At 56.1% G+C, this 21,023-nt stretch carries 21 protein-coding genes; 9 read left to right on the top strand and 12 right to left on the bottom strand.

Features of this window, described 5'->3' with window-relative positions:
- The first annotated feature begins 88 nt into the window (after positions 1–88).
- The 3 genes from mdoG to ABLU67_RS04105 all read left to right on the top strand — a co-directional run bounded on the left by mdoG (position 89) and on the right by ABLU67_RS04105 (position 4,457).
- The gene (gene mdoG / locus ABLU67_RS04115; protein WP_004101027.1) at positions 89–1,642 is read left to right on the top strand and encodes a glucans biosynthesis protein MdoG; all 1,554 of its coding nucleotides are present in this window, start codon (positions 89–91) and stop codon (positions 1,640–1,642) included.
- Positions 1,635–4,163, top strand: coding sequence for a glucans biosynthesis glucosyltransferase MdoH (gene mdoH / locus ABLU67_RS04110; protein WP_014228826.1), 2,529 nt, complete (start codon positions 1,635–1,637; stop codon positions 4,161–4,163). Before mdoG ends, mdoH begins: the two co-directional genes overlap by 8 nt.
- A 66-nt stretch (positions 4,164–4,229) precedes the next feature.
- Positions 4,230–4,457, top strand: coding sequence for a YceK/YidQ family lipoprotein (locus ABLU67_RS04105; protein ID WP_004849859.1), 228 nt, complete (start codon positions 4,230–4,232; stop codon positions 4,455–4,457).
- Here ABLU67_RS04105 and ABLU67_RS04100 read toward each other — a convergent pair whose 3' ends face one another.
- The 3 genes from ABLU67_RS04100 to ABLU67_RS04090 form a co-directional block, all read right to left on the bottom strand.
- Positions 4,458–4,844, bottom strand: coding sequence for a MysB family protein (locus ABLU67_RS04100; protein WP_004137236.1), 387 nt, complete (start codon positions 4,842–4,844; stop codon positions 4,458–4,460).
- A gap of 91 nt (positions 4,845–4,935) precedes the next feature.
- Entirely contained in the window at positions 4,936–6,186 is a 1,251-nt protein-coding gene (mdtG, locus tag ABLU67_RS04095) for a multidrug efflux MFS transporter MdtG (RefSeq protein WP_348852172.1), read from the bottom strand.
- A 186-nt stretch (positions 6,187–6,372) separates the two neighbouring features.
- Entirely contained in the window at positions 6,373–7,293 is a 921-nt protein-coding gene (locus ABLU67_RS04090) for a Kdo(2)-lipid IV(A) acyltransferase (RefSeq protein WP_047724098.1), read from the bottom strand.
- Between the two features lie 209 nt (positions 7,294–7,502).
- On the opposite strand from ABLU67_RS04090, the gene ABLU67_RS04085 reads away from it, so the two are divergent.
- Positions 7,503–8,567, top strand: a complete 1,065-nt coding sequence (locus ABLU67_RS04085) for a rhodanese-related sulfurtransferase (protein ID WP_004849866.1) — start codon at positions 7,503–7,505, stop codon at positions 8,565–8,567.
- On the opposite strand, the gene ABLU67_RS04080 is transcribed toward ABLU67_RS04085, so the two are convergent.
- From ABLU67_RS04080 to mdtH, 8 genes are all read right to left on the bottom strand, one after another.
- A complete protein-coding gene (locus tag ABLU67_RS04080; RefSeq protein WP_004101037.1) occupies positions 8,553–8,666 on the bottom strand; it encodes a YceO family protein in 114 nt (37 codons plus the stop codon). The genes ABLU67_RS04085 and ABLU67_RS04080 overlap by 15 nt on opposite strands.
- A 73-nt stretch (positions 8,667–8,739) precedes the next feature.
- Positions 8,740–9,858, bottom strand: a complete 1,119-nt coding sequence (gene solA, locus ABLU67_RS04075) for an N-methyl-L-tryptophan oxidase (RefSeq protein ID WP_025106904.1) — start codon at positions 9,856–9,858, stop codon at positions 8,740–8,742.
- 124 nt (positions 9,859–9,982) lie between these two features.
- Positions 9,983–10,237: a biofilm formation regulator BssS gene (gene bssS, locus ABLU67_RS04070; protein ID WP_004101039.1), complete on the bottom strand. Its 255-nt coding sequence runs from the start codon at positions 10,235–10,237 to the stop codon at positions 9,983–9,985.
- 286 nt (positions 10,238–10,523) lie between these two features.
- A complete protein-coding gene (dinI, locus tag ABLU67_RS04065) occupies positions 10,524–10,769 on the bottom strand; it encodes a DNA damage-inducible protein I (protein ID WP_004101040.1) in 246 nt (81 codons plus the stop codon).
- A gap of 72 nt (positions 10,770–10,841) precedes the next feature.
- Positions 10,842–11,888, bottom strand: coding sequence for a dihydroorotase (gene pyrC, locus ABLU67_RS04060; RefSeq protein ID WP_014838079.1), 1,047 nt, complete (start codon positions 11,886–11,888; stop codon positions 10,842–10,844).
- A 122-nt stretch (positions 11,889–12,010) separates the two neighbouring features.
- Positions 12,011–12,571, bottom strand: coding sequence for a lipoprotein (locus tag ABLU67_RS04055; RefSeq protein WP_004849873.1), 561 nt, complete (start codon positions 12,569–12,571; stop codon positions 12,011–12,013).
- Between the two features lie 135 nt (positions 12,572–12,706).
- Complete coding sequence (grxB, locus tag ABLU67_RS04050; protein ID WP_102802835.1) at positions 12,707–13,354, bottom strand: glutaredoxin 2; 648 nt, start codon at positions 13,352–13,354, stop codon at positions 12,707–12,709.
- A 65-nt stretch (positions 13,355–13,419) separates the two neighbouring features.
- The gene (gene mdtH / locus ABLU67_RS04045) at positions 13,420–14,628 is read right to left on the bottom strand and encodes a multidrug efflux MFS transporter MdtH (RefSeq protein ID WP_004849878.1); all 1,209 of its coding nucleotides are present in this window, start codon (positions 14,626–14,628) and stop codon (positions 13,420–13,422) included.
- A gap of 229 nt (positions 14,629–14,857) precedes the next feature.
- Between mdtH and rimJ the strand changes: the two genes are divergently transcribed.
- From rimJ to murJ, 4 genes are all read left to right on the top strand, one after another.
- Positions 14,858–15,442, top strand: a complete 585-nt coding sequence (rimJ, locus tag ABLU67_RS04040; RefSeq protein WP_004131378.1) for a ribosomal protein S5-alanine N-acetyltransferase — start codon at positions 14,858–14,860, stop codon at positions 15,440–15,442.
- 9 nt (positions 15,443–15,451) lie between these two features.
- Positions 15,452–16,099: a YceH family protein gene (locus ABLU67_RS04035; RefSeq protein WP_049071789.1), complete on the top strand. Its 648-nt coding sequence runs from the start codon at positions 15,452–15,454 to the stop codon at positions 16,097–16,099.
- Positions 16,100–16,101: 2 nt separating this feature from the next.
- Complete coding sequence (locus ABLU67_RS04030) at positions 16,102–17,025, top strand: Gfo/Idh/MocA family oxidoreductase (RefSeq protein ID WP_348852171.1); 924 nt, start codon at positions 16,102–16,104, stop codon at positions 17,023–17,025.
- Positions 17,026–17,137: 112 nt separating this feature from the next.
- Positions 17,138–18,673 carry a murein biosynthesis integral membrane protein MurJ gene (gene murJ, locus ABLU67_RS04025; protein WP_004849883.1) on the top strand — a complete coding sequence of 512 codons (1,536 nt, stop codon included), beginning with the start codon at positions 17,138–17,140 and terminating at the stop codon, positions 18,671–18,673.
- 71 nt (positions 18,674–18,744) lie between these two features.
- Here the strand turns inward: murJ and ABLU67_RS04020 are convergent, their stop codons facing one another.
- Positions 18,745–19,959: an MFS transporter gene (locus ABLU67_RS04020; RefSeq protein ID WP_049103763.1), complete on the bottom strand. Its 1,215-nt coding sequence runs from the start codon at positions 19,957–19,959 to the stop codon at positions 18,745–18,747.
- 109 nt (positions 19,960–20,068) lie between these two features.
- On the opposite strand from ABLU67_RS04020, the gene ABLU67_RS04015 reads away from it, so the two are divergent.
- Positions 20,069–21,004, top strand: coding sequence for a LysR family transcriptional regulator (locus tag ABLU67_RS04015; RefSeq protein ID WP_004849886.1), 936 nt, complete (start codon positions 20,069–20,071; stop codon positions 21,002–21,004).
- Positions 21,005–21,023 lie beyond the last annotated feature (19 nt).

Raw genomic sequence — 21,023 nt, 5'->3', positions numbered from 1 at the left:
TGCAGGGATTATGTTGTCGGAATGCCTGAGTTTCCATTAAAATAGATCGGATCGATTTAAGCACACAAAGGGGGAAGTGCTTACTTATATGAAACATAAACCACAGATGATGAAAATGCGTTGGTTAAGCGCAGCCGTAATGTTGTCCCTGTGTACTTCATCTGCATGGGCATTCAGCATTGATGACGTCGCAAAAGAGGCACAAACGTTAGCCGGCAAAGGCTTTGAAGCGCCTAAAAGTAACCTGCCCTCTGCCTTCCGCGACATGAAGTATGCGGACTATCAGCAAATTCAGTTTAATCACGACAAAGCCTATTGGAATAATCTGAAAAGCCCGTTCAAGCTCGAGTTTTATCACCAGGGAATGTATTTCGATACGCCGGTCACCATTAATGAAGTGACGGCAACCAGCGTACGTAAAATTAAATATAGCCCGGACTATTTTAATTTTGGCAACGTTCAGCACGATAAAGACACGGTTAAAGACCTCGGTTTTGCGGGCTTTAAGGTTCTGTATCCGATCAACAGCAAAGACAAGAACGATGAGATCGTCAGCATGCTCGGAGCCAGCTATTTCCGCGTGCTCGGTCAGGGCCAGGTATATGGGCTTTCTGCCCGCGGACTGGCTATCGATACCGCGCTGCCGTCCGGAGAAGAGTTCCCGCGCTTCCGTGAGTTCTGGATTGAGCGTCCTAAAGCCACCGATAAACGCCTGACGATTTATGCGCTGCTTGATTCCCCGCGCGCAACCGGCGCCTATCGCTTTGTGATCATGCCCGGTCGCGATACCGTGGTGGACGTGCAGTCTAAGGTCTATCTGCGTGACAAAGTCGGTAAACTGGGCGTGGCGCCGTTGACCAGCATGTTCCTGTTCGGGCCGCATCAGCCGTCTCCGACCACCAACTACCGCCCGGCGCTGCACGACTCCAACGGGCTGTCCATTCTTGCCGGTAACGGTGAGTGGATCTGGCGTCCGCTCAATAACCCGAAACACCTGGCCGTCAGCAGCTACGCAATGGAAAACCCGCAGGGGTTTGGCCTGCTGCAGCGCGGCCGTCAGTTCTCGCGTTTTGAAGACCTCGACGACCGCTACGATCTGCGCCCAAGCGCGTGGATTACGCCGAAAGGTGATTGGGGCAAAGGGAAAATCGAACTGGTCGAGATCCCAACCAACGATGAAACCAACGATAACATCGTCACCTACTGGACGCCGGATCAGCTGCCGGAACCCGGCAAAGAGATGAACTTCAAATACACCATCACTTTCAGCCGTGACGAAGACAAACTGCATGCGCCGGATAACGCTTACGTTATGCAGACCCGCCGTTCTACCGGCGACGTCAAGCAATCGAACCTGATCCGCCAGCCTGATGGCACCATTGCCTTTATTGTCGATTTCACCGGCGCCGAGATGAAAAAGCTGCCCGCAGATACGCCAGTGACTGCCCAGGCCAGCATCGGCGATAACGCTGAAATCGTCGAAAATACCGTGCGCTACAACCCAGTAACGAAAGGCTGGCGTATGATCCTGCGCGTCAAAGTGAAAGATCCTAAGAAAACCACGGATATGCGAGCAGCCCTGGTCAATACCGACCAGACGCTGAGCGAAACCTGGAGCTATCAGCTGCCTGCCAATGAATAAGATAACGAAGTACATCGACGCATTGCCGCTGTCGGATGCAGAAAAACGCGCGTTACCTGACGCAAGTCTGCAGGCCGTACATCAAGCACTGGACGCTGAACATCACGTTTACCACCGCGAAGACGACTCCCCGCTGGGGTCGGTAAAATCGCGGCTGGAGCACAGCTGGCCAGATTCACTGGCCGGTAACCAGCTGGTTAAGGATGACGAAGGGCGCACTCAGCTCAACGCCATGCCGAAAGCAAAACGCTCCTCCATGTTTCCGGACCCCTGGCGGACTAACCCGGTCGGGCGCTTCTGGGATCGGCTGCGCGGACGCGACGTGACGCCGCGCTATCTTTCTCGCCTGAGCCAGGAAGAGCAGGAGAGCGAGCAGAAATGGCGTACCGTCGGCTCTATCCGCCGCTACATTCTGCTGCTGCTGACGCTGGCGCAGACCGTGGTGGCGACGTGGTACATGAAAACCATTTTGCCCTACCAGGGCTGGGCGCTGATTAACCCGGCGGATATGGTGGGGCAGAACCTGTGGATCTCCTTTATGCAGCTGCTGCCCTATGTGCTGCAGTCGGGGATCCTGATCCTGTTCGCCGTGCTTTTTTGCTGGGTCTCAGCGGGGTTCTGGACCGCGCTGATGGGCTTCCTGCAGCTGCTCATCGGGCGTGATAAGTACAGTATCTCAGCCTCCACCGTCGGGAATGAGCCGTTGAACCCGGAGCATCGCACGGCGCTGATCATGCCGATCTGCAACGAAGACGTTGACCGCGTATTCGCCGGCCTGCGTGCGACCTGGGAGTCGGTAAAGGCCAGCGGCAACGCCGAGCACTTTGATGTCTATATCCTGAGCGATAGCTACAACCCGGATATCTGCGTGGCAGAGCAAAAGGCGTGGATGGAGCTCATTGCCGAAGTGCAGGGCGAAGGGCAGATCTTCTATCGCCGCCGCCGCCGCCGCGTGAAGCGCAAAAGCGGTAACATTGATGACTTCTGCCGCCGTTGGGGTAGCCAGTATAGCTACATGGTGGTGCTGGATGCCGACTCCGTCATGAGCGGTGAGTGCCTGAGCGGCCTGGTGCGCCTGATGGAAGCGAACCCGAATGCCGGTATCATCCAGTCATCGCCTCGCGCGTCGGGCATGGATACGCTGTATGCTCGCTGTCAGCAATTTGCCACCCGCGTCTACGGCCCGCTGTTTACCGCCGGGCTGCACTTCTGGCAGCTGGGTGAGTCGCACTACTGGGGACACAACGCCATTATCCGGGTGAAACCGTTTATTGAGCACTGTGCCCTCGCGCCGCTGCCGGGTGAGGGTAACTTCGCGGGTTCCATTCTGTCGCACGACTTCGTCGAAGCCGCATTGATGCGTCGCGCCGGATGGGGGGTCTGGATTGCTTACGATCTCCCCGGATCTTATGAAGAGCTGCCGCCGAACCTGCTGGACGAGCTGAAGCGCGATCGCCGCTGGTGTCAGGGGAACCTGATGAACTTCCGCCTGTTCCTGGTTAAAGGGATGCACCCGGTTCACCGCGCGGTGTTCCTGACCGGCGTGATGTCATACCTGTCGGCGCCGCTGTGGTTTATGTTCCTTGCGCTCTCAACTGCCCTGCAGGTGGTGCATGCGTTGACCGAACCGCAGTACTTTCTGCAGCCGCGGCAGCTGTTCCCGGTCTGGCCGCAGTGGCGTCCGGAGCTGGCCATTGCCCTGTTTGCTTCCACCATGGTGCTGCTGTTTCTGCCGAAGCTGCTGAGTATTATCCTGGTGTGGTGTAAAGGGCCAAAAGAGTACGGCGGATTTATCCGCGTGACCCTTTCTCTGCTGCTGGAGGTGCTCTTTTCGGTGCTGCTGGCGCCGGTGCGTATGCTGTTCCATACCGTGTTTGTGGTCAGCGCGTTCCTCGGCTGGGAAGTGGTGTGGAACTCGCCGCAGCGTGATGACGACTCTACCCCGTGGGGCGAAGCGTTTATGCGTCACGGCTCGCAGATGCTGTTGGGTCTGGTCTGGGCGGTGGGCATGGCATGGCTGGATCTGCGCTTCCTGTTCTGGCTGGCGCCGATTGTGGTGTCGCTGATTCTGTCGCCGTTCGTGTCGGCCATTTCCAGCCGCGCCACCATCGGCCTGCGCACTAAACGCTGGAAGCTGTTCCTGATCCCGGAAGAGTACTCCCCGCCGCAGGTGCTTAAAGATACTGACGCTTACCTGACGCTTAACCGTCAGCGTTCGCTGGACGACGGCTTTATGCATGCGGTATTTAACCCGTCGTTTAACGCGCTGGCAACGGCGATGGCCACCGCGCGCCACCGTCACGGGCATATTCTGGATATCGCTCGCGAACGTCACGTTGAGCAGGCGCTGAACGAGACGCCGGATAAACTAAACCGCGATCGTCGTCTGGTATTGCTGAGCGACCCGGTCACGATGTCACGCTTGCACTATCGCGTGTGGGCCGCGCCGGAGAAATACTCTTCGTGGGTAGGCGCCTATCAGCAGCTGACGTTGAATCCGCTGGCGTTAAAAACGAAGTAAGCCGTACGTTAAGGAAAATACCGGCAATGGTGCCGGTATTTTTTTACCTGAAAATCGAGGTTGTTGATGAGAGTTTTACTGGTTATCGCAATGACGCTGTTTCTCAGCGGCTGCGGGAGTATTATCAGCCGCACAGTGCCTGGCCAGGGCCATGGAAACCAGTACTATCCCGGCGTTCAGTGGGATGTTCGTGATTCAGCATGGCGCTATATCACTATTCTCGATCTGCCCTTTTCGCTGGTGTTTGATACGCTACTGCTGCCGCTTGACGCCAGCCACGGCCCCTATAACTAATTAGCGTTCATCCCATTCATCGGCGGCAGCCTGGCCCTCCTCGGTATCGAGAGAGGGTTCAAGCTGAAACTCGCCTTCATCCCATTCATGCAGCGTGTTTTCTTCCAGCCACTCCTGGCGAAGCTCAATCTCATCATAATCGCCGTCAAAGACGCTCTGCGCAGCCTGACCGCTGAGGACCGGCAGACATTCGCCCTGTTCATCCTCGTCGGCGAAAAATTCGGCCTGCCAGGCAATATCACCGTCCTGGAGTACGTACTTCTGGATATTTAGCTGCTCAATGCTGGCGCTCTCTTCGTCGCTATCGGGATTATTAGCCAGAAACTCCTCGCGGGCTGCATCGATTGCTTCTTCAAGCGTGGCATAGAACATCGAATCCTTTGGCATGGCTAACCTCCTAAGATGAATAGAAATGAACACGATTCAATCTATAGAAGGCGGTTGGCAATGCGTCAAGGAGGTGAACGCCACACGGACATTAATTTACCGAATGCGTGCCGGAACCCGGATTGTCCGTTGCCCGGGGGCGGCGGGAGCGACCGAGGGTCAGGGTCGAGTAGACCGCATTGAACAGCACCACACCGGCGGTGACTAAAAAGACTGCCCGGAAGCCGTAGTTGGCGGAAACCGATGCGCCGATGAGCGGGCCCGTGACGTTGCCGATATCGCGGAACGACTGGTTATAGCTGAATATTCTGCCCGAGATTTGGCTGGTGGAGTTGTACACCAGCAGCGTTTGCACTGCCGGCAGCAGCGCGCCGTCGGCGGCGCCTAACAGGAAGCGCAGGATCCCCAGCTGCAGCGGCGTCTGGACAAACGACATGGGAATCAGGAGCAGGACAGAAATCACCAGCGCAACGATCAGGATCTTTTCCGGACCGATACGGTCGCCGAGTTTACCGAGGCGAGGGGCGCTAAGCAGGGCGGCAATACCGGGGACTGAAGCTATCATGCCGCTGATAAACGCAATATTACTGACGTTGCCGGCGAGATCGCGCACGTAAAGCGTCAAAATCGGCGCGATGGAACCGGTAGCCACCTGGATAATCAGCGATGTCACAAACAGACTCAGCACCAGCTTCGGATTTTTAAGCGACGTGAAAACGTCTTTCGCGCTGAGCATCTCTTTTGTACTGACGGCGACAAAATTTTCGCGGATGAGAAAAAGGGTAAATAAGAAACAAATAAACAGCACGCCTGCCGTCATAAAGAAGACGGTACGCAATCCCCAGTGATCGGCCAGGAAACCGCCGGCCAGCGGCCCCAGCAGCGCGCCGCTGACCGCCCCGGTAGAGAGAGTCCCCAGCGCCCAGCCGCTCTTATGACGGGGAATTTGCGTCGCTATCAGCGCATTGGCGTTAGGAATAAATCCGCCGAGCAGACCTAACAGCGCGCGCAGGATCAGAAACTGCCAGATATTCTGCGCCAGGCCCATCAGCAGCATGACGATTGCCATACCGAGGGCCGAGCGCAGCAGCATAATTTTGCGCCCTTTGCGGTCCGCGAGACCGCCCCAGAAGGGGGAGGCCACGGCGGAAAATAAAAAGGTAATGCTGAAAACCAGCCCTGACCACATATTGAGGGCGCTATGGCCGGTTACGCCGAGTTGTTCGACGTAGAGCGGGAGGAACGGCATCACCAGGCTAAAGGCGGCGCCGGTTAAAAAGCAGCCGAGCCAGGTGACGGTGAGATTACGTTTCCAGTTAATGGGGGTATCAGCAGAGGGCATAGGATTCCACTGGCCTGCCGCGCAGGTCAAATAATTGAAAATATGAGCCTGCTAATTATGCGCCTGAGAAATGGTTGCCGCAATGGAGGAGAGCTTTTAAAGCTAAAGGAGGGCTCTGAACGGTGGGGCTTACTCCGCATCCGGATTCAGATGCGGAGCCATTGCGCGAGCGCGCGCCGGGAGGCGCTAGTAACGAGAAGGAATGCCTTCAGGACGCGTTTTAAAGCGGCGATGCATCCACATATACTGTTCCGGCGCCATCAATATGCACTTCTCTACCACTTTGTTCATCCAGACGGCGGTAGTCTCCGCATCGTCCAGCGGCGGATCGCACTCCGGCGGCAGGATAATCAGCTCATAGCCTTTACCGTCCGGTTTACGGCGCGGCACGAACGGCACAACGCAGGCTTTAGACATCTTTGCCAGCATCCAGGTGCCCGAAGTGGTCGCGGCCTGGTCAACGGCGAAAAACGGCACAAATACGCTGGCGGCCGGGCCATAGTCGTGATCCGGCGCATACCAGATCACTTCACCCTTTTTCAGCGCGCGGATCATGCCTTTCAGATCCTTACGATCGATCATGTCTTTGTTGGAGCGCAGGCGTCCCCATGTCTGCAGCCAGTCGATAACCGGGTTATCGTTTGGACGATAAACGCCAATGCCCGGCTCGTTGATACCGAACATGCGCGCGCCCATCTCCAGCGTGAGGAAATGAATGCCAATCAGCAAAATGCCGCGCTTTTGCGCCTGAACATCACGGATATGCTCGACGCCGATGGAGTCAGTCCAGCGCGCAATACGCTTCGTCGGCCAGAACCAGGCCATGCCGGTTTCCATTAACCCCATGCCAACGGATTCAAAGTTTGCCACGACCATGCGGTGACGCTCTTGTTCGCTCTTATCGGGAAAACAGAGCTCCAGATTCCGGTTGGCTATTTTGGCCCGGCGCTTCATTAGCCGCATGGCGAGGCGGCCAAGACCGGTTCCGAGGCGATAAATCAGCGGATAAGGCAGCTGAACAACCAACCAGAGCAGGCCGATCCCGAGCCAAAGCAACCAGTAACGCGGGTGCAGCAACGCTGCGGAAAATTTAGGTAAATGGGTCATCTCATACCTGTTTAATTAAGCAACGTGTTCTATTATCGCATTTTTTTATGCCTCAGCCAAAATACCGGCCGCAGATGGCATTTAATGTTAACGCAAGCAAATATGGGTGAGAAAAATGTAGCGCAAAATGTGGGGATGTAAATTAAGCGTGTTTGCTATATGATGCCCGCCGTTTATTTTACTCATTGACTATGCCGAGCAGGTACACCATGCCAGTGTTACATAACCGCATTTCAAATGAGACGTTAAAGGCGCAAATGTTGGCTGAGACCGAGCCGCGCACGACGATCTCGTTTTATAAATATTTCACTATTATCGACCCAAAAGCCACGCGCGATGCGCTGTGGATTGCGTTGACTAAGCTGAACGTTTTTGGCCGAATTTATCTGGCTCACGAAGGTATTAACGCGCAAATTAGCGTTCCGCAAAGCCGGGTCGATGCGCTGCGCGAATTCTTATACGCTTTTGATCCCGCCCTGAATGGCCTGCGCCTGAATATCGCCCTCGATGATGACGGTAAATCCTTCTGGGTTCTGCGTCTCAAGGTACGCGATCGGATCGTCGCGGATGGGATTGACGATCCGACGTTTGATGCATCGGACGTGGGCGATTATTTAAAGGCTGCGGAAGTCAACGCGATGCTGGACGACCCGGATGCGGTCTTTATTGATATGCGTAACCATTACGAATATGAGGTCGGCCATTTCGAGAACGCGCTGGAGATCCCGGCGGATACGTTTCGCGACCAGCTGCCGAAGGCCGTTGAGATGATGCAGGAACATAAAGATAAAAATATCGTGATGTACTGCACCGGCGGTATCCGCTGCGAAAAAGCCAGCGCGTGGATGAAGCACAATGGGTTCACTAAGGTCTCGCATATTGAGGGCGGGATTATCGAATACGCGCGACGCGCGCGCGAACAGGGGCTGCCGGTTCGCTTTGTCGGTAAGAACTTTGTATTCGATGAGCGTATGGGAGAGCGTATCTCAGATGATGTTATCGCCCATTGCCATCAGTGCGGCGCTCCCTGCGACAGCCATACCAACTGCCTGAACGATGGTTGCCACCTGCTGTTTATTCAGTGTCCTGCCTGCGCGGAGAAATTCGCCGGCTGCTGTAGCGAAGCCTGCATGGAAGAGCATAAGCTGCCGGAAGAGGAGCAGCGAAAACTGCGCGCCGGCCGCGAGAATGGCAATAAGATCTTTAATAAATCTCGCGGTCGGTTGAATACGAAGCTGGGGATCCCGGATCCTGAGCCTTCAGAAAAACCATAGCCAGATAAGATCGATAAACGCCAGCAGAAGCCACAGCGCCAGATAAATCATAAAATGTTCGCGGACGTTGTTAACCAGTAATTCGAACAGGCGACGCATCATCTCTCTCATCATTCACGGCCTCAAGCGAGGCCGTTTCTTTAGCGTGGTTGTCAGGTTGTACGGCGGGCGATTATTTCTTAAACCGCGCCAGTGAAAACGGGGATAGATCAAACCCAAAGGGTTCTTCAAGCGCGAACCGTGTGGCCAGTTCACCGAGTACCGGTGCGAACTTAAAGCCGTGTCCGCTCAGGCCGGTAATCAATAGCGTATCCGGCTGGCCGGGCAGCGTATCAATGATAAAGTCCTCGTCGGCGGTGTTGTCATAGGTACAGGATGCGCCATGCAGGCAGCCGCCGATACCGGGCAACACATTACGCAAGAAGCTAAAAGCTTCAGAGCCGTCCGTTGCAACGGCACCAAACGGCTTACGTTCTTCCGGCGTGGAAATAGGCTGCCCGCCGTTATGCTTGCCGATTTTCAATTCGTTATCTTCTGCCGGGAAACCGTAAAACTGATCGCCATTCGCTAACTCACCGGTAAACGCCGGGAAATTATTTTTGCTGCTGTAGCGGCCATCCGCCTGAAACCAGGCGAAAATTTTACGTACCGGCTGGACAGGGAGTTCTGGCATCAGCCGGGTAACCCAGGTACCGGCGCTAACCAGCAGTTTTTTGCCGCTGTACTCACCATCAAGCGTATCGACGGTTACGCCGTTCGGCGTGTGGTGAATGGCCGACACCGGGCAGTTGAAGAGCTGTGCGGCGCCCGCTTCGCGTGCCAGACGGATCCAGCTTTCAACGGCCAGTTCGCTGCGCAGTATGCCGGATGCGGGTTCAAATATCGCCCGATAATCATCAGGAATACGAATTTCCGGCCAGCGAGTCATCACCGTCTGCGCATCCATTTCTTCGATATTGAGCTGGAACTCGCGCGCGCTGCTGGCAACATTGCGCAGAAAGTCGGAACCGGCAGGCCCGAGGTTAATCACTCCTGTACGTTCAAAGACGGCTTCACCGCTGGCGGCGGCAAACTCATCCCATAGCTGTTGCGCGCGCAGTACCAGGGGGACATATCTTTCGCCTTCGCCGTAGGCGTGACGAATGAGGCGGGTGCTGCCGTGATGGCTGCCTTCCTGATGCGGCGGCTGATGGGCATCAATCATCAGTACATTGAGCCCTGCCTGCCGCGCATAATAGCCTGCGGCAGCGCCGACCGAGCCGCTACCGATAATGATAAGATCGTATTGCATGGTGAGTTCCAGGTTATTGCTTTATTAGCAGGGTAATTAACAACCTGCTGTTATACAAGCCCGAAAATAATTCAGGCACCCGAGGGTGCCTGTTAAGTGAATATTCTGACATTAGCGCTAAATTTTAATGCCTTCGATACTCATTTTCCTGGTATTCGCCAGATTCAATCTTCGCAATACCTGCTTCCAGAATCGAAATAAACTGACGTGCGACGTCCGTCGTTAGCCATAGCGTCTGGCCAATCTCTGCGTCTCTACTGCTTTCTTGAGCGGGGTTTTGGTAGTGCAGGCGCAACATCAGCGCATCGTAACTATCAACGGTGCTGATGTCCCATCCGACGAGGGGATGGGTCTGGATGACTTCATTATTCTTTTCCATCATAACCCCTTATTCATATGTTAAAAGACAACAGTTCTCGAGGTTTAATGCGTGTTTTTTGAAGCAAGTTAATTATATCAGTAGTCAAGAATAAACTCGAGAAATTAAATGAAATAGAGACACATACGCGCTCATGTGCTGATTTTTTAGGCAAATCAGGGAGGGTTATTTGTTATTTATGAAGGTGCTAAGGAAAAGCAATAGGGGAGAGTCTGACTATGAAAAAAATAAAAAAGCCGGGGCGACCCGGCAAAAAATTGCACAATGAGGGAGCAAACTTAATTGACTAGTCGCGGACAAACCAGTCGTCAGCGCTTTCCCAGGTTTCTTGCAGGATTTCGCTAATCCGGTCTTTGTCTTCTTTCAGGCCGCCGATAACCGACAGATTGTTATTAGCCGCGTACCGAACCGTTACCTGACTTGAGGTAGAGGGAAACTGCTGTTCGATACGACGCGAGAGTTCATTGTTCAGCGCATCTAAGGCGCCGTTGGGTAAGGCTGTTGATTTGGCGATAGAGACTTCAATACGCATAATTGCCCCCTGGATAATGTACTGTTTATTTATACAGTACACTCTGAAGATTTACAACAGGGGGCGGGCTATTTATTTTTTCATCGTCCAGCGCACGGTTTCCCCGGCAAGGAACGGCACCAGCGCGTCGCCTGGCAGGGCTATACTCTCGACCACCTGGCTCTCTTCGCGCACCAGCTCCACGTAGCCTTCATTGACCGGCAGGCCATAGAAGCGGGGGCCGTTAAGCGAGCAGAAGGCTTCAAAGTGTTGCAGGGCGTTCATCTCCTCAAATACCGTGGCGTAGCTGCCCAGCGCGGTCGGCGCGTTAAAACAGCCTGCGCATCCGCAGCTGGCTTCCTTACGATGGCGGGCATGGGGAGCGGAATCCGTACCGAGGAAAGCGCGGTCAAAACCGCTGGCAACCAGTTCGCGCAGCGCCTGCTGGTGAATATTGCGTTTCAGGATCGGCAGGCAATATAGGTGGGGGCGCACGCCGCCAACCAGCATATGGTTGCGGTTGAACATCAGATGCTGCGGAGTGATGGTGGCCGCCAGCAGCTCGTTACCGTCGCGTACGTATTCAGCGGCATCTTTGGTCGTGATGTGTTCGAAGACCACCTTCAGGCCTGGCAGGCGCTGACGCAGCGGCTCCATGACCGTTTCAATAAAGCGCGCTTCCCGGTCAAAAATATCGATATCAGCATGGGTGACCTCACCGTGAACCAGCAGAGGCATCCCCAGCTTTTCCATGCGTTCCAGCACCGGCATAATGGCATCCGTACTGGTGACGCCGTGGCTGGAGTTGGTTGTAGCGTTGGCCGGATAGAGCTTGGCGGCAGTGAATACGCCTTCGTTAAATCCGCGCTCCAGCTCAGCCGGGTCGAGCGTATCCGTCAGATAGCAGGTCATCAGCGGCGTAAAATCATGGCCCGCAGGGATCGCATCAACGATACGCTGGCGATAGGCGAGGGCGGCTTCGACGGTAGTGACAGGCGGTACCAGGTTCGGCATCACGATCGCCCGGCCATAAAATTCACTGGTATAAGGCACGACGGTTTTTAACATATCGTCATCGCGCAGATGGATATGCCAGTCGTCAGGGCGGCGGATTTTCAATACCTGGGATTGTGCTGTCATGGAAGGCTCCGGCTAATAGGTTCTGTCATCAGGGCTGTTTTTGCCGGGCACTAAGGATAAGCGTAAACGTTTTCCTTTGCATCAACTTCCGTAAAAAATCGGGCGCTTCAGCGCCCGAGCCATCAGTTGGTGAACGGGATAATAATCTCGCCGGGCTTCACTTCAATCCCTTTAGCATACTTTTTCGCCAGCGCTTCACCGGTGCTGGCATCCTCGCGCAGGACGTAGGCAGGCTGCTGATTGAAGTAGCTACGCAGGGACTGATTCAGGTAAGGGATCAGCGTCTGTACGACAGACTGGAGCTTTTCCGGCTGAACTTTAGCATCGACGACTTCCATCTCCTGCAGGAAAATGGCCCCCTTTTCTTTATTGAAAGCCGGCAGCGCTTTGAGCTTCAGATCGATGGTCGCTTTCTGGTTCCCGAAAAGTGAATTCAGATCTAAATTGGCCACGCCGCTTAACGTGACTTTGTTTGGTTCTTCACGGCCAATAGCGCTGGTAAGATTTTGCAGTTCAATATGGGCATCCGCTACGCCTGGCAGGCCAATATCCTTAGCGAAGTGGTTACGTTTCTGCAGCGCCTGATTGATTTCCTGCTCGCTCACGGAATATTGCGTGAGCTGATTACAGGCGCTAAGCAGGCCGCTAACGATAAGCGCGGCCGCGATAAACATCTTTTTCATTGGATTCCTTAATGTCATGCCATGGGTTCATCCTGACACAAAGCAGCATGGCCCGCCAGCGCAGGAGGTGCTAGCGGAAAAGACTGAAAAAGAGGCGTTCGGCAGCGAAGGGCCAAACCATCCGCTGCCTTGAGGTTAAATAGCCATTGAAGAAAGCAGGTTGATCTGCGTCTGTTTGGCCATGTTGTCACGATAGGCGGCCACCCGACTCGGCCAGTTCACGCCGGCAACCAGCGTCAGATTCCTCAGCAGAGGAAAGAGCTGAATATCATCTTCAGAGAGTTCTCCGTTGACGGCGTTCGGCTGGACAATCAGTTTATCCAGCGCCCGCAGATCGTCGCTGATGTTCTTCACCAGACCGGGGGAATGGGCGAGATGGTCAGCAAAGCTGCCGATAGCCGCCTCTTTCTTTTTCACAAAATAGGCGCGCGCCTCTGGCGTGGCGAATTCATCAAACGCGGATTTGGCAAAGCGGGGGATCAGCAGGCGGTTCGCGTAGACGTTGACCTTCCGCAGCCAGGTTTCCACCGCCGGATTACGCGGGCCGGTAAGCAGCGGTTTGCCGTCCAGCTTATCGACATAGTGCACGATATCCATGCTTTCCGGCATATAGCGGCTATCGTCTTTTTGCAGGATTGGCGCCATTTTCTGGCCGATCATTCGGGTGGGGGTTAATTCATCATCGTTCAGGAGCACAATCAGTTCGACGGGGATATTTTTCAGGCCGAAAATCATGCGGGCTTTAAGGCAGAACGGGCAGTGATCGTAGATATATAACTTCACGTTTCTCCTCCATTGTTGCTGAACATCCTCAATTCAGTATGGAGGAGAAAGGAAGGCCCGGCAAATCAGGTTCGCGGCTCCAGCATTCCGGAGGCCGAACGTTTTGGGCTGAACTGCCACCACAGCGCAATAAACGTCGCGAGGCCGATAATGCCCAGCATCAGCCACGGCAGCTCAGGCTGCCCGACGGCCTTCCCGGCATCGAACAGCCAGCCGCCGCCTGCGTAGCCGAAAGCGCCGCCGAAGGCCAGGCCTAACCGGCTAAAGCCCATATAGCTGCCGCGCGCTCTCGCATCCGCCAGCGACGCCCCCAGCGTCTCACGCGCGGGTTCAGCGATGATTGACCCCATATAAAATACGCAGATCAGCGTAAACAGCTGCTGCAAATTGCTGCTCAGGCCAATTGGCATCATCGCGAGCGTCATGATCAGCAGGCCGGCCATCAGGCGCTGCTCCAGGCGAAAACGCTTTTCGCTCCAGCGGGCAATCGGATACAGCAGCGTTAGCGAAATGGTGGCTTCAATGGCGTACATCCATTTGACCGCCGCCGGAGAACCCGCAATATCATTAACCATAATCGGCAGCATCAGCATCACCTGCACCGCCAGCATATAATACCCGGTCAGCGTCAGCACATAGGTGACAAAGCGTTTGTCGCGCAACACGCGCCCCAGTCCTTCACGAACCGGCGTTTTGACCGTCGACAGCTTCCAGGCGGGAAGATACCAGGCGTTGAATGCCGCACAGGCGATAAACAGCGCCGCTCCGGCGCTGCACACCAGGCGAAAATCATATTGCAGCAGCCAGCTGCCCAGCAGCGCGCCGATCACCGCTCCTGCGCTGTCCTGCATCATCAGGATAGAGAAGAAACGTCCGCGCTGGTGCGGGCGTACCAGCTTGACCACCAGCGCCGCCCGCGGGGGATCGAATAGCGTGCCGCCGAGGCCAGAAAGAATACAGGAGAGCCACAGCACCCAGGGTTCATGAGCGACGGCCATCGCCGCGAAGCCGGCCGCGCGCATCAGCATACCGGTAACGATCATCGGTTTGGCGCCAAAACGGTCGGCAATGGCGCCGCCAAATATTCCTAAGCCTTGCTGCACCAGCTGACGCAGGCCGAGCGCAATCCCGACCATCAGCGCAGCCCATCCCATCTGGTCGACAAAGCGAATGGAGATAAGCGGGAACACAACGAAAAAGCCGAGTACGACCAGCATGTTATCGACTAACAGGAAATATTTACCCAGGCTCCTTGCCTGCGATACGCGGGACATTTCCCCTCCAGGGAAAAATAAGAATAAGCTCTGACATTTTGCGGGGTTAATGGCTATTTTCCCAGCGCGCTCGCGACAATATTTTTTTATCAAAATGCAAGAACGATAGAGGCTATTCATCGAAAAGCAGAGATGGTGCAGAAAATGGTATGTTGCTGTTTTCACACCGCCGTGCAGGACAGGTATAGTAAAGTCAGCAAGTATTGCGTCAGGGGAACAGGAGAGGGGAATGTTTGGCTATCGCAGTAACGTACCGAAGGTGCGTTTGACGACGGACCGGCTGGTGGTTCGGCTGGTGCACGATCGTGACGCCTGGCGTCTGGCCGATTATTACGCGGAAAATAAAGGGTTCTTAAAACCCTGGGAACCGGTGCGCGATGACAGCCACTGTTATCCTTCCGGCTGGCAGGCGCGTTTATCGATGATTTCTGAGTTTCATAAGCAGGGCTCGGCGTTCTATTTTGCTCTGCTTGACCCGGAAGAAAAAGAGATCATCGGCGTGGCGAATTTTTCGAACGTGGTGCGCGGATCGTTTCATGCCTGCTATCTCGGCTACTCCATCGGGGAGAAATGGCAAGGGCAGGGGCTGATGTATGAAGCGCTGACGTCGGCCATTCGCTATATGCAGCGCACGCAACATATCCATCGCATAATGGCAAACTATATGCCGCATAATCAGCGCAGCGGCGATTTGCTGGCGCGGCTGGGCTTTGAAAAAGAGGGTTACGCCAAAGATTACCTGCTCATTGATGGGCAGTGGCGCGATCACGTACTGACGGCGTTGACGACACCGGACTGGACCCCGGGTCGCTAAGGAGACATCATGAAATATCAGTTAACCGCGCATGAGGCGCGGGTCATTGGCTGCCTGCTGGAAAAGCAGGTCACCACGCCGGAGCAGTACCCCCTGTCGGTCAACGCGGTGGTCACCGCCTGTAACCAGAAAACAAACCGTGAACCGGTAATGTCGCTCAGCGATAGTGAAGTTCAGGATCTGCTCGATACGCTAGTCAAGCGCCATTATTTGCGTACGGTCAGCGGTTTCGGCAATCGGGTGACCAAGTATGAACAACGCTTCTGCAACTCTGAATTCGGCGATCTGAAATTCACGCCGGCGGAAGTCGCTATCGTGACCACACTGCTGCTGCGCGGGGCGCAGACGCCTGGCGAACTCCGCGGTCGCGCGCAGCGAATGCATGAATTCAGCGATATGGCCGAGGTTGAAAGCGTCCTCGAAAACCTGGCTTCGCGAGAAGATGGCCCCTATGTTGCGCGTCTGCCGCGGGAGCCTGGCAAGCGTGAAAGCCGCTATATGCATCTGTTCTGCGATGATATGGATTCACTGATTACCGTCGTGGAGGCCGTGTCGCCGCCCGGCGACGATCTTCAGATGCGCGTTGAGGCGCTGGAGGCGGAAGTTGCCGAGCTAAAAGCGCGTCTCGATTCACTGCTGGCTCACCTGGGAGATTAAGCATGTCGGCGAAACTACGTATAGGAGTGGTTGGCCTGGGCGGTATCGCGCAAAAGGCGTGGTTACCGGTGCTGGGGGCCGCAGATGACTGGACGCTGCAGGCGGCATGGTCGCCCGGGAAAGAGAAAGCGCTGCGTATCTGTGAAACCTGGCGTATTCCCTATGCGGATTCTCTGGAACAGCTGGCGGCGCAGTGTGATGCCGTATTCGTGCATACTTCAACGGCTTCACATTATGAAGTGGTTTCCCGCCTGCTCAATGCCGGAGTGCATGTCTGCGTTGATAAACCGCTGGCGGATAAACTCAGCGATGCGGAGGCGCTGGTTGAGCTGGCCGCTCGCCGTCATCTCACGCTAATGGTCGGGTTTAACCGCCGTTTTGCCCCCCTCTATCGCGAGCTGAAGGCCCAGCTCGGGAGCGCTGCGTCGCTGCGGATGGATAAGCACCGTAGCGACAGCGTGGGCCACGATCTGCGCTTCACGCTGTTGGATGACTATCTGCACGTCGTCGATACCGCGCTATGGCTGGCGGGCGATAAAGCGCGTTTAAGCGGCAGTGCGCTGCACACCACCGCTCAAGGGGAGATGCTGTATGCCGAACACCATTTCAGTTGCGGAATGATGCAGATAACCACCAGTATGCACCGCCGCGCCGGAAGCCAGCGGGAGTGGGTACAGGCGGTAACCGACGGCGGATTATATGAAGTCCGGGATATGCGGGAGTGGCAGGAGGAGCGGGGGCGCGGCGTGATCCAGCGCCCGATCCCTGGCTGGCAGACCACCCTTGAGCAGCGTGGATTTACCGGCTGCGCGCGGCATTTTATCGAATGCGTGCAAAATCAGACGGTTCCTGAAACGTCCGGCGAGCAGGCGCTGCTTGCTCAGCGCGTTATAGAGAAACTCTGGCGCGAAGCGATGAGCGAATAATCCGTTGTAACAACTGACAGTAGTAATTCATTATGAACCCGGTAGACTATCGCCACTTTCCAGCGCCCGCATTTGCGGGCGTTTTACTCCAGGGTTGTGGAATAACACGTTAATGAATCTTTTAAAATCACTGGCGGCCGTCAGTTCGATGACCATGTTCTCGCGCGTGCTGGGCTTTGCGCGCGATGCGATTGTGGCGCGTATTTTTGGCGCGGGGATGGCCACCGACGCCTTCTTCGTTGCTTTTAAACTCCCGAACCTTTTACGGCGTATTTTTGCTGAAGGCGCTTTCTCACAGGCTTTTGTGCCGATTCTGGCGGAGTATAAAAGCAAGCAGGGTGAAGATGCGACCCGGGTTTTCGTCGCCTATGTTTCGGGGCTGCTGACGCTGGTTCTGGCGCTGGTCACCGTCGCCGGTATGCTGGCGGCACCGTGGGTGATTACTATCACCGCGCCGGGATTTGCCAATACGCCCGAAAAGTTCGCCCTGACCACGCAGCTCTTGCGCATCACTTTTCCCTATATTCTGTTGATCTCCCTGGCTTCACTCGTGGGCGCCATCCTGAATACCTGGAACCGCTTTTCGGTGCCTGCTTTTGCCCCGACCTTCCTGAACGTCAGCATGATTGGTTTTGCGCTGTTTGCCGCGCCCTATTTTAATCCGCCGATGCTGGCAATGGCGTGGGCGGTAACGGTTGGCGGTATTTTGCAGCTCGCCTGGCAGCTGCCGCATCTGAAAAAAATCGGCATGCTGGTGCTGCCGCGGGTCAACCTTAAAGATGCTGGCGCGGTGCGGGTGGTAAAACAGATGGGCCCGGCGATTCTCGGCGTCTCAGTCAGCCAAATCTCGCTGATCATTAACACGATTTTTGCCTCATTCCTCGTTTCCGGCTCCGTATCGTGGATGTACTACGCCGATCGTCTGATGGAGTTTCCGTCCGGCGTACTGGGCGTGGCGCTGGGGACCATTTTGCTACCTTCGCTGTCTAAAAGCTTCGCCAGCGGCAATCACGATGAATATTGCCGTTTGATGGACTGGGGATTACGCCTGTGCTTCCTGCTCGCGCTACCGAGCGCGGTGGCGTTAGGGATCCTGGCCAAGCCGCTGACGGTCGCGTTATTCCAGTACGGGAAATTTACCGCTTTTGATGCCGCGATGACCCAGCGCGCGCTGGTGGCATATTCTGTCGGGCTTATGGGGCTCATCGTCGTGAAGGTGCTGGCTCCCGGATTCTATTCACGGCAGGACATTAAAACGCCGGTGAAAATTGCCATCGTCACGCTGATCATGACGCAGGTGATGAACCTCGCCTTTATTGGCCCCCTGAAGCACGCTGGTCTGTCGTTGTCGATTGGTCTGGCGGCCTGCCTGAACGCCGCGCTGCTCTACTGGCAGCTGCGGAAACAGAAAATTTTTACGCCTCAGCCGGGCTGGTTCCTGTTCCTGCTGCGCCTGGTCATCGCGGTGATTATTATGTCAGCGGCGCTGCTGGGTGTGATGTACCTGATGCCGGAGTGGTCGCAGGGGACGATGCCGTTCCGCCTGCTGCGCTTGATGGTGGTCGTGGTGGCCGGCGTTGTCGCCTATTTCGCGACGCTGCTGCTGCTGGGCTTTCGCGTGAAAGAGTTTGCTCGCCGCACGGTTTGAGTTGTTCTGATGAAAGAAAAGCCGCTCTGCAGGAATTGCACAGCGGCTTTTTTTACCTGACGGTTCGCTCTTTATCTGGCGGTTCGCTGCGCCGATACGACCCTGGCGCTTTCCAGCAGGCGGATCCCAAGGGCAATCGCACCGGTTACGACGGCGAGGGTCACCACGCCGCTCCAGCCTGCGAGCACATACAGTTTGCTTCCCAGTACTGAACCCAGCGACATCCCAATAAACACGCCGGTGAACAGCAGCGCGTTGAGGCGTCCGCGCGCCTGCGGCTCCAGGCCATACACCAGATTCTGGTGCGCCACGAGGCTGGATTGCAGCCCCAGGTCAAAACCGACGGCCGAGATGGCAATCAGGATTAGCTGACCATGCGGCGGTAGCGCAGGCAGCAAAAACATCAGGGCAAACGAAACCGTCACCAGCGCCGCGCCCATTTGCGTGACTTTTTCTGCGCCGAACTTGTCGGCCAGGCCGCCGGCCAGCGGGGCGGCAAGCGCCCCGGCAGCCCCTGCGATACCGAAGCCACCGGCTACCGCGCTGCCCATCTGATAGTGCGCCAACAGCATGACCGCAAGCGTAGACCAGAAGGCGCTAAAGGCGATAGAGAGGAATCCCTGGGCGAATGCGGCGCGACGCAGTGCCGGATAGCGTTTCCACAGATGCGCCATCGATTTCATCAGCTGCGGGTAGCTGAGGGTTGAGTGAATTTCGAAGCGCGGCAGCACGCGCCACATCACCACGCCAATCATCGCGATGCTGACCGCAGCCGCCTGATACATTACCCGCCAGCCGAATAGCGCCCCCACCAGACCACTAACGGTTCGCGACAGCAGGATCCCCAGCAGCAGGCCGGTCATCACCGTACCCACCATTTTCCCCTGCTTGCCCGCGGGAGCCAGAATCGCGGCTGCCGGTACGATATCCTGCGCCATGGTCGCGGCCATACCGATAAGCAGGCTGACAATCAGCAGAGAGCTTAGCTGAGCGGTAAGGCTGCAGAGCAGCAACAGGACGGCCAGCGCGGCGCTTTTCATCAGGATCAGCTTTCTGCGGTCGTGGCGGTCGCCAAGCGGGAGAAGGAAAAGTATGCCCAGCGCGTAGCCGGCCTGGGTCAGGGTCGGAACCAGACCCATACCCTCAACGCTCAAATGGAGGTTAGCCCCCATCAGCGGCAGCAGCGGTTGCGCGTAATAGATTGAGGCGACGCTGAAGCCCGCGCCCAGCGCAAGGATGAAAATGACCCACCCGGCGGCGCGGGAGGTGAGTGGAGTTGGTGTCATGGTGGATTCCTCTTAGAAGCGATGGCGCTATTTTTCCCGTAATCCGGCTGGCGCGGTAGATAGCCCGGTGGTAAAACGGTTATACGCTAAACGTATAGGCAAAATATAAATGAAGAAGCAAGAGCGTATAGATCGTATCGAACTGATGCGTACGTTCATTCGTATCGTGGAGGCCGGGTCTCTCTCCGCCGCCGCGGTACAGATGAATACGACCCAGGCGACGGTAAGTCGACGGCTTCAGTCTCTGGAGGGGCTGCTTGGCGCAAAGCTGATTCTGCGCACGACTCACGCGATGAAGCTGACCGATGACGGTGAGCGCTGTTATCAGCATGCCCGCCAGGTCGTCGATGCCTGGCTGGCGCTGGAGGACGACCTGCGGATCACCGATGACCGGCCGGTGGGGATTTTAAGGGTGCGGGCCCCGCATGCGTTTGGTCAGCAACAGCTGCTGGGGCCGCTGGTGGATTTTTTGCAGCGCTATCCCCAGCTGGCGGTTGAATGGATGCTGAACGATAAGACGGTCGATTTTCTGAGCGATGGTATCGACTGCGCGATTCGCGTGGGGGCCGAGGTGGATCCGGCTACGGTATCGGTACTGCTGGCCGAGGTTCCCCGCAGCGTGGTGGCATCCCCATCGCTGCTGGCGAACTTGCCGCCGTTAAGCGCGCCGCAGGAGATGTCGTTGCTGCCGTGGATAGCCATCAGCACGTTCTATCAGCATGAGGTGAGGCTGCAGTCGCAGGTGGATGAGCAGCTTATTACCTTTGCCATCGCGCCGTGTCTGAGTACCGATAGCGTGCATGTGGCGCGTAATACCGCGCTGGCGGGGCTGGGCGCGGCGATTGTGTCGAGCTGGGCGGTAGCGGACGATATTGCCGCCGGGCGGCTGGTGGAGCTGTTCCCGCAGTGGCGAGCCTCACCGCTGCCGGTACACCTGGTGTATCCCTGGGCGCGCTACTATCCGACGCGGTTGCGTAAGTTTCTCGATCTGATGCGTGAGGTCATGCCGCAGATTGCGGGGATGCAGCGTCCGGAAGGGGAATAAAAAAAGACCGGCCGCGGGG

The organism is Klebsiella sp. GN_Kp190, from assembly GCF_040061795.1.
Classification (GTDB): Bacteria; Pseudomonadota; Gammaproteobacteria; order Enterobacterales; family Enterobacteriaceae; genus Klebsiella; species Klebsiella michiganensis.
The sequence above is the reverse complement of the archived record's forward strand: the minus strand, read 5'-3'. Positions and strand labels throughout refer to the sequence as shown.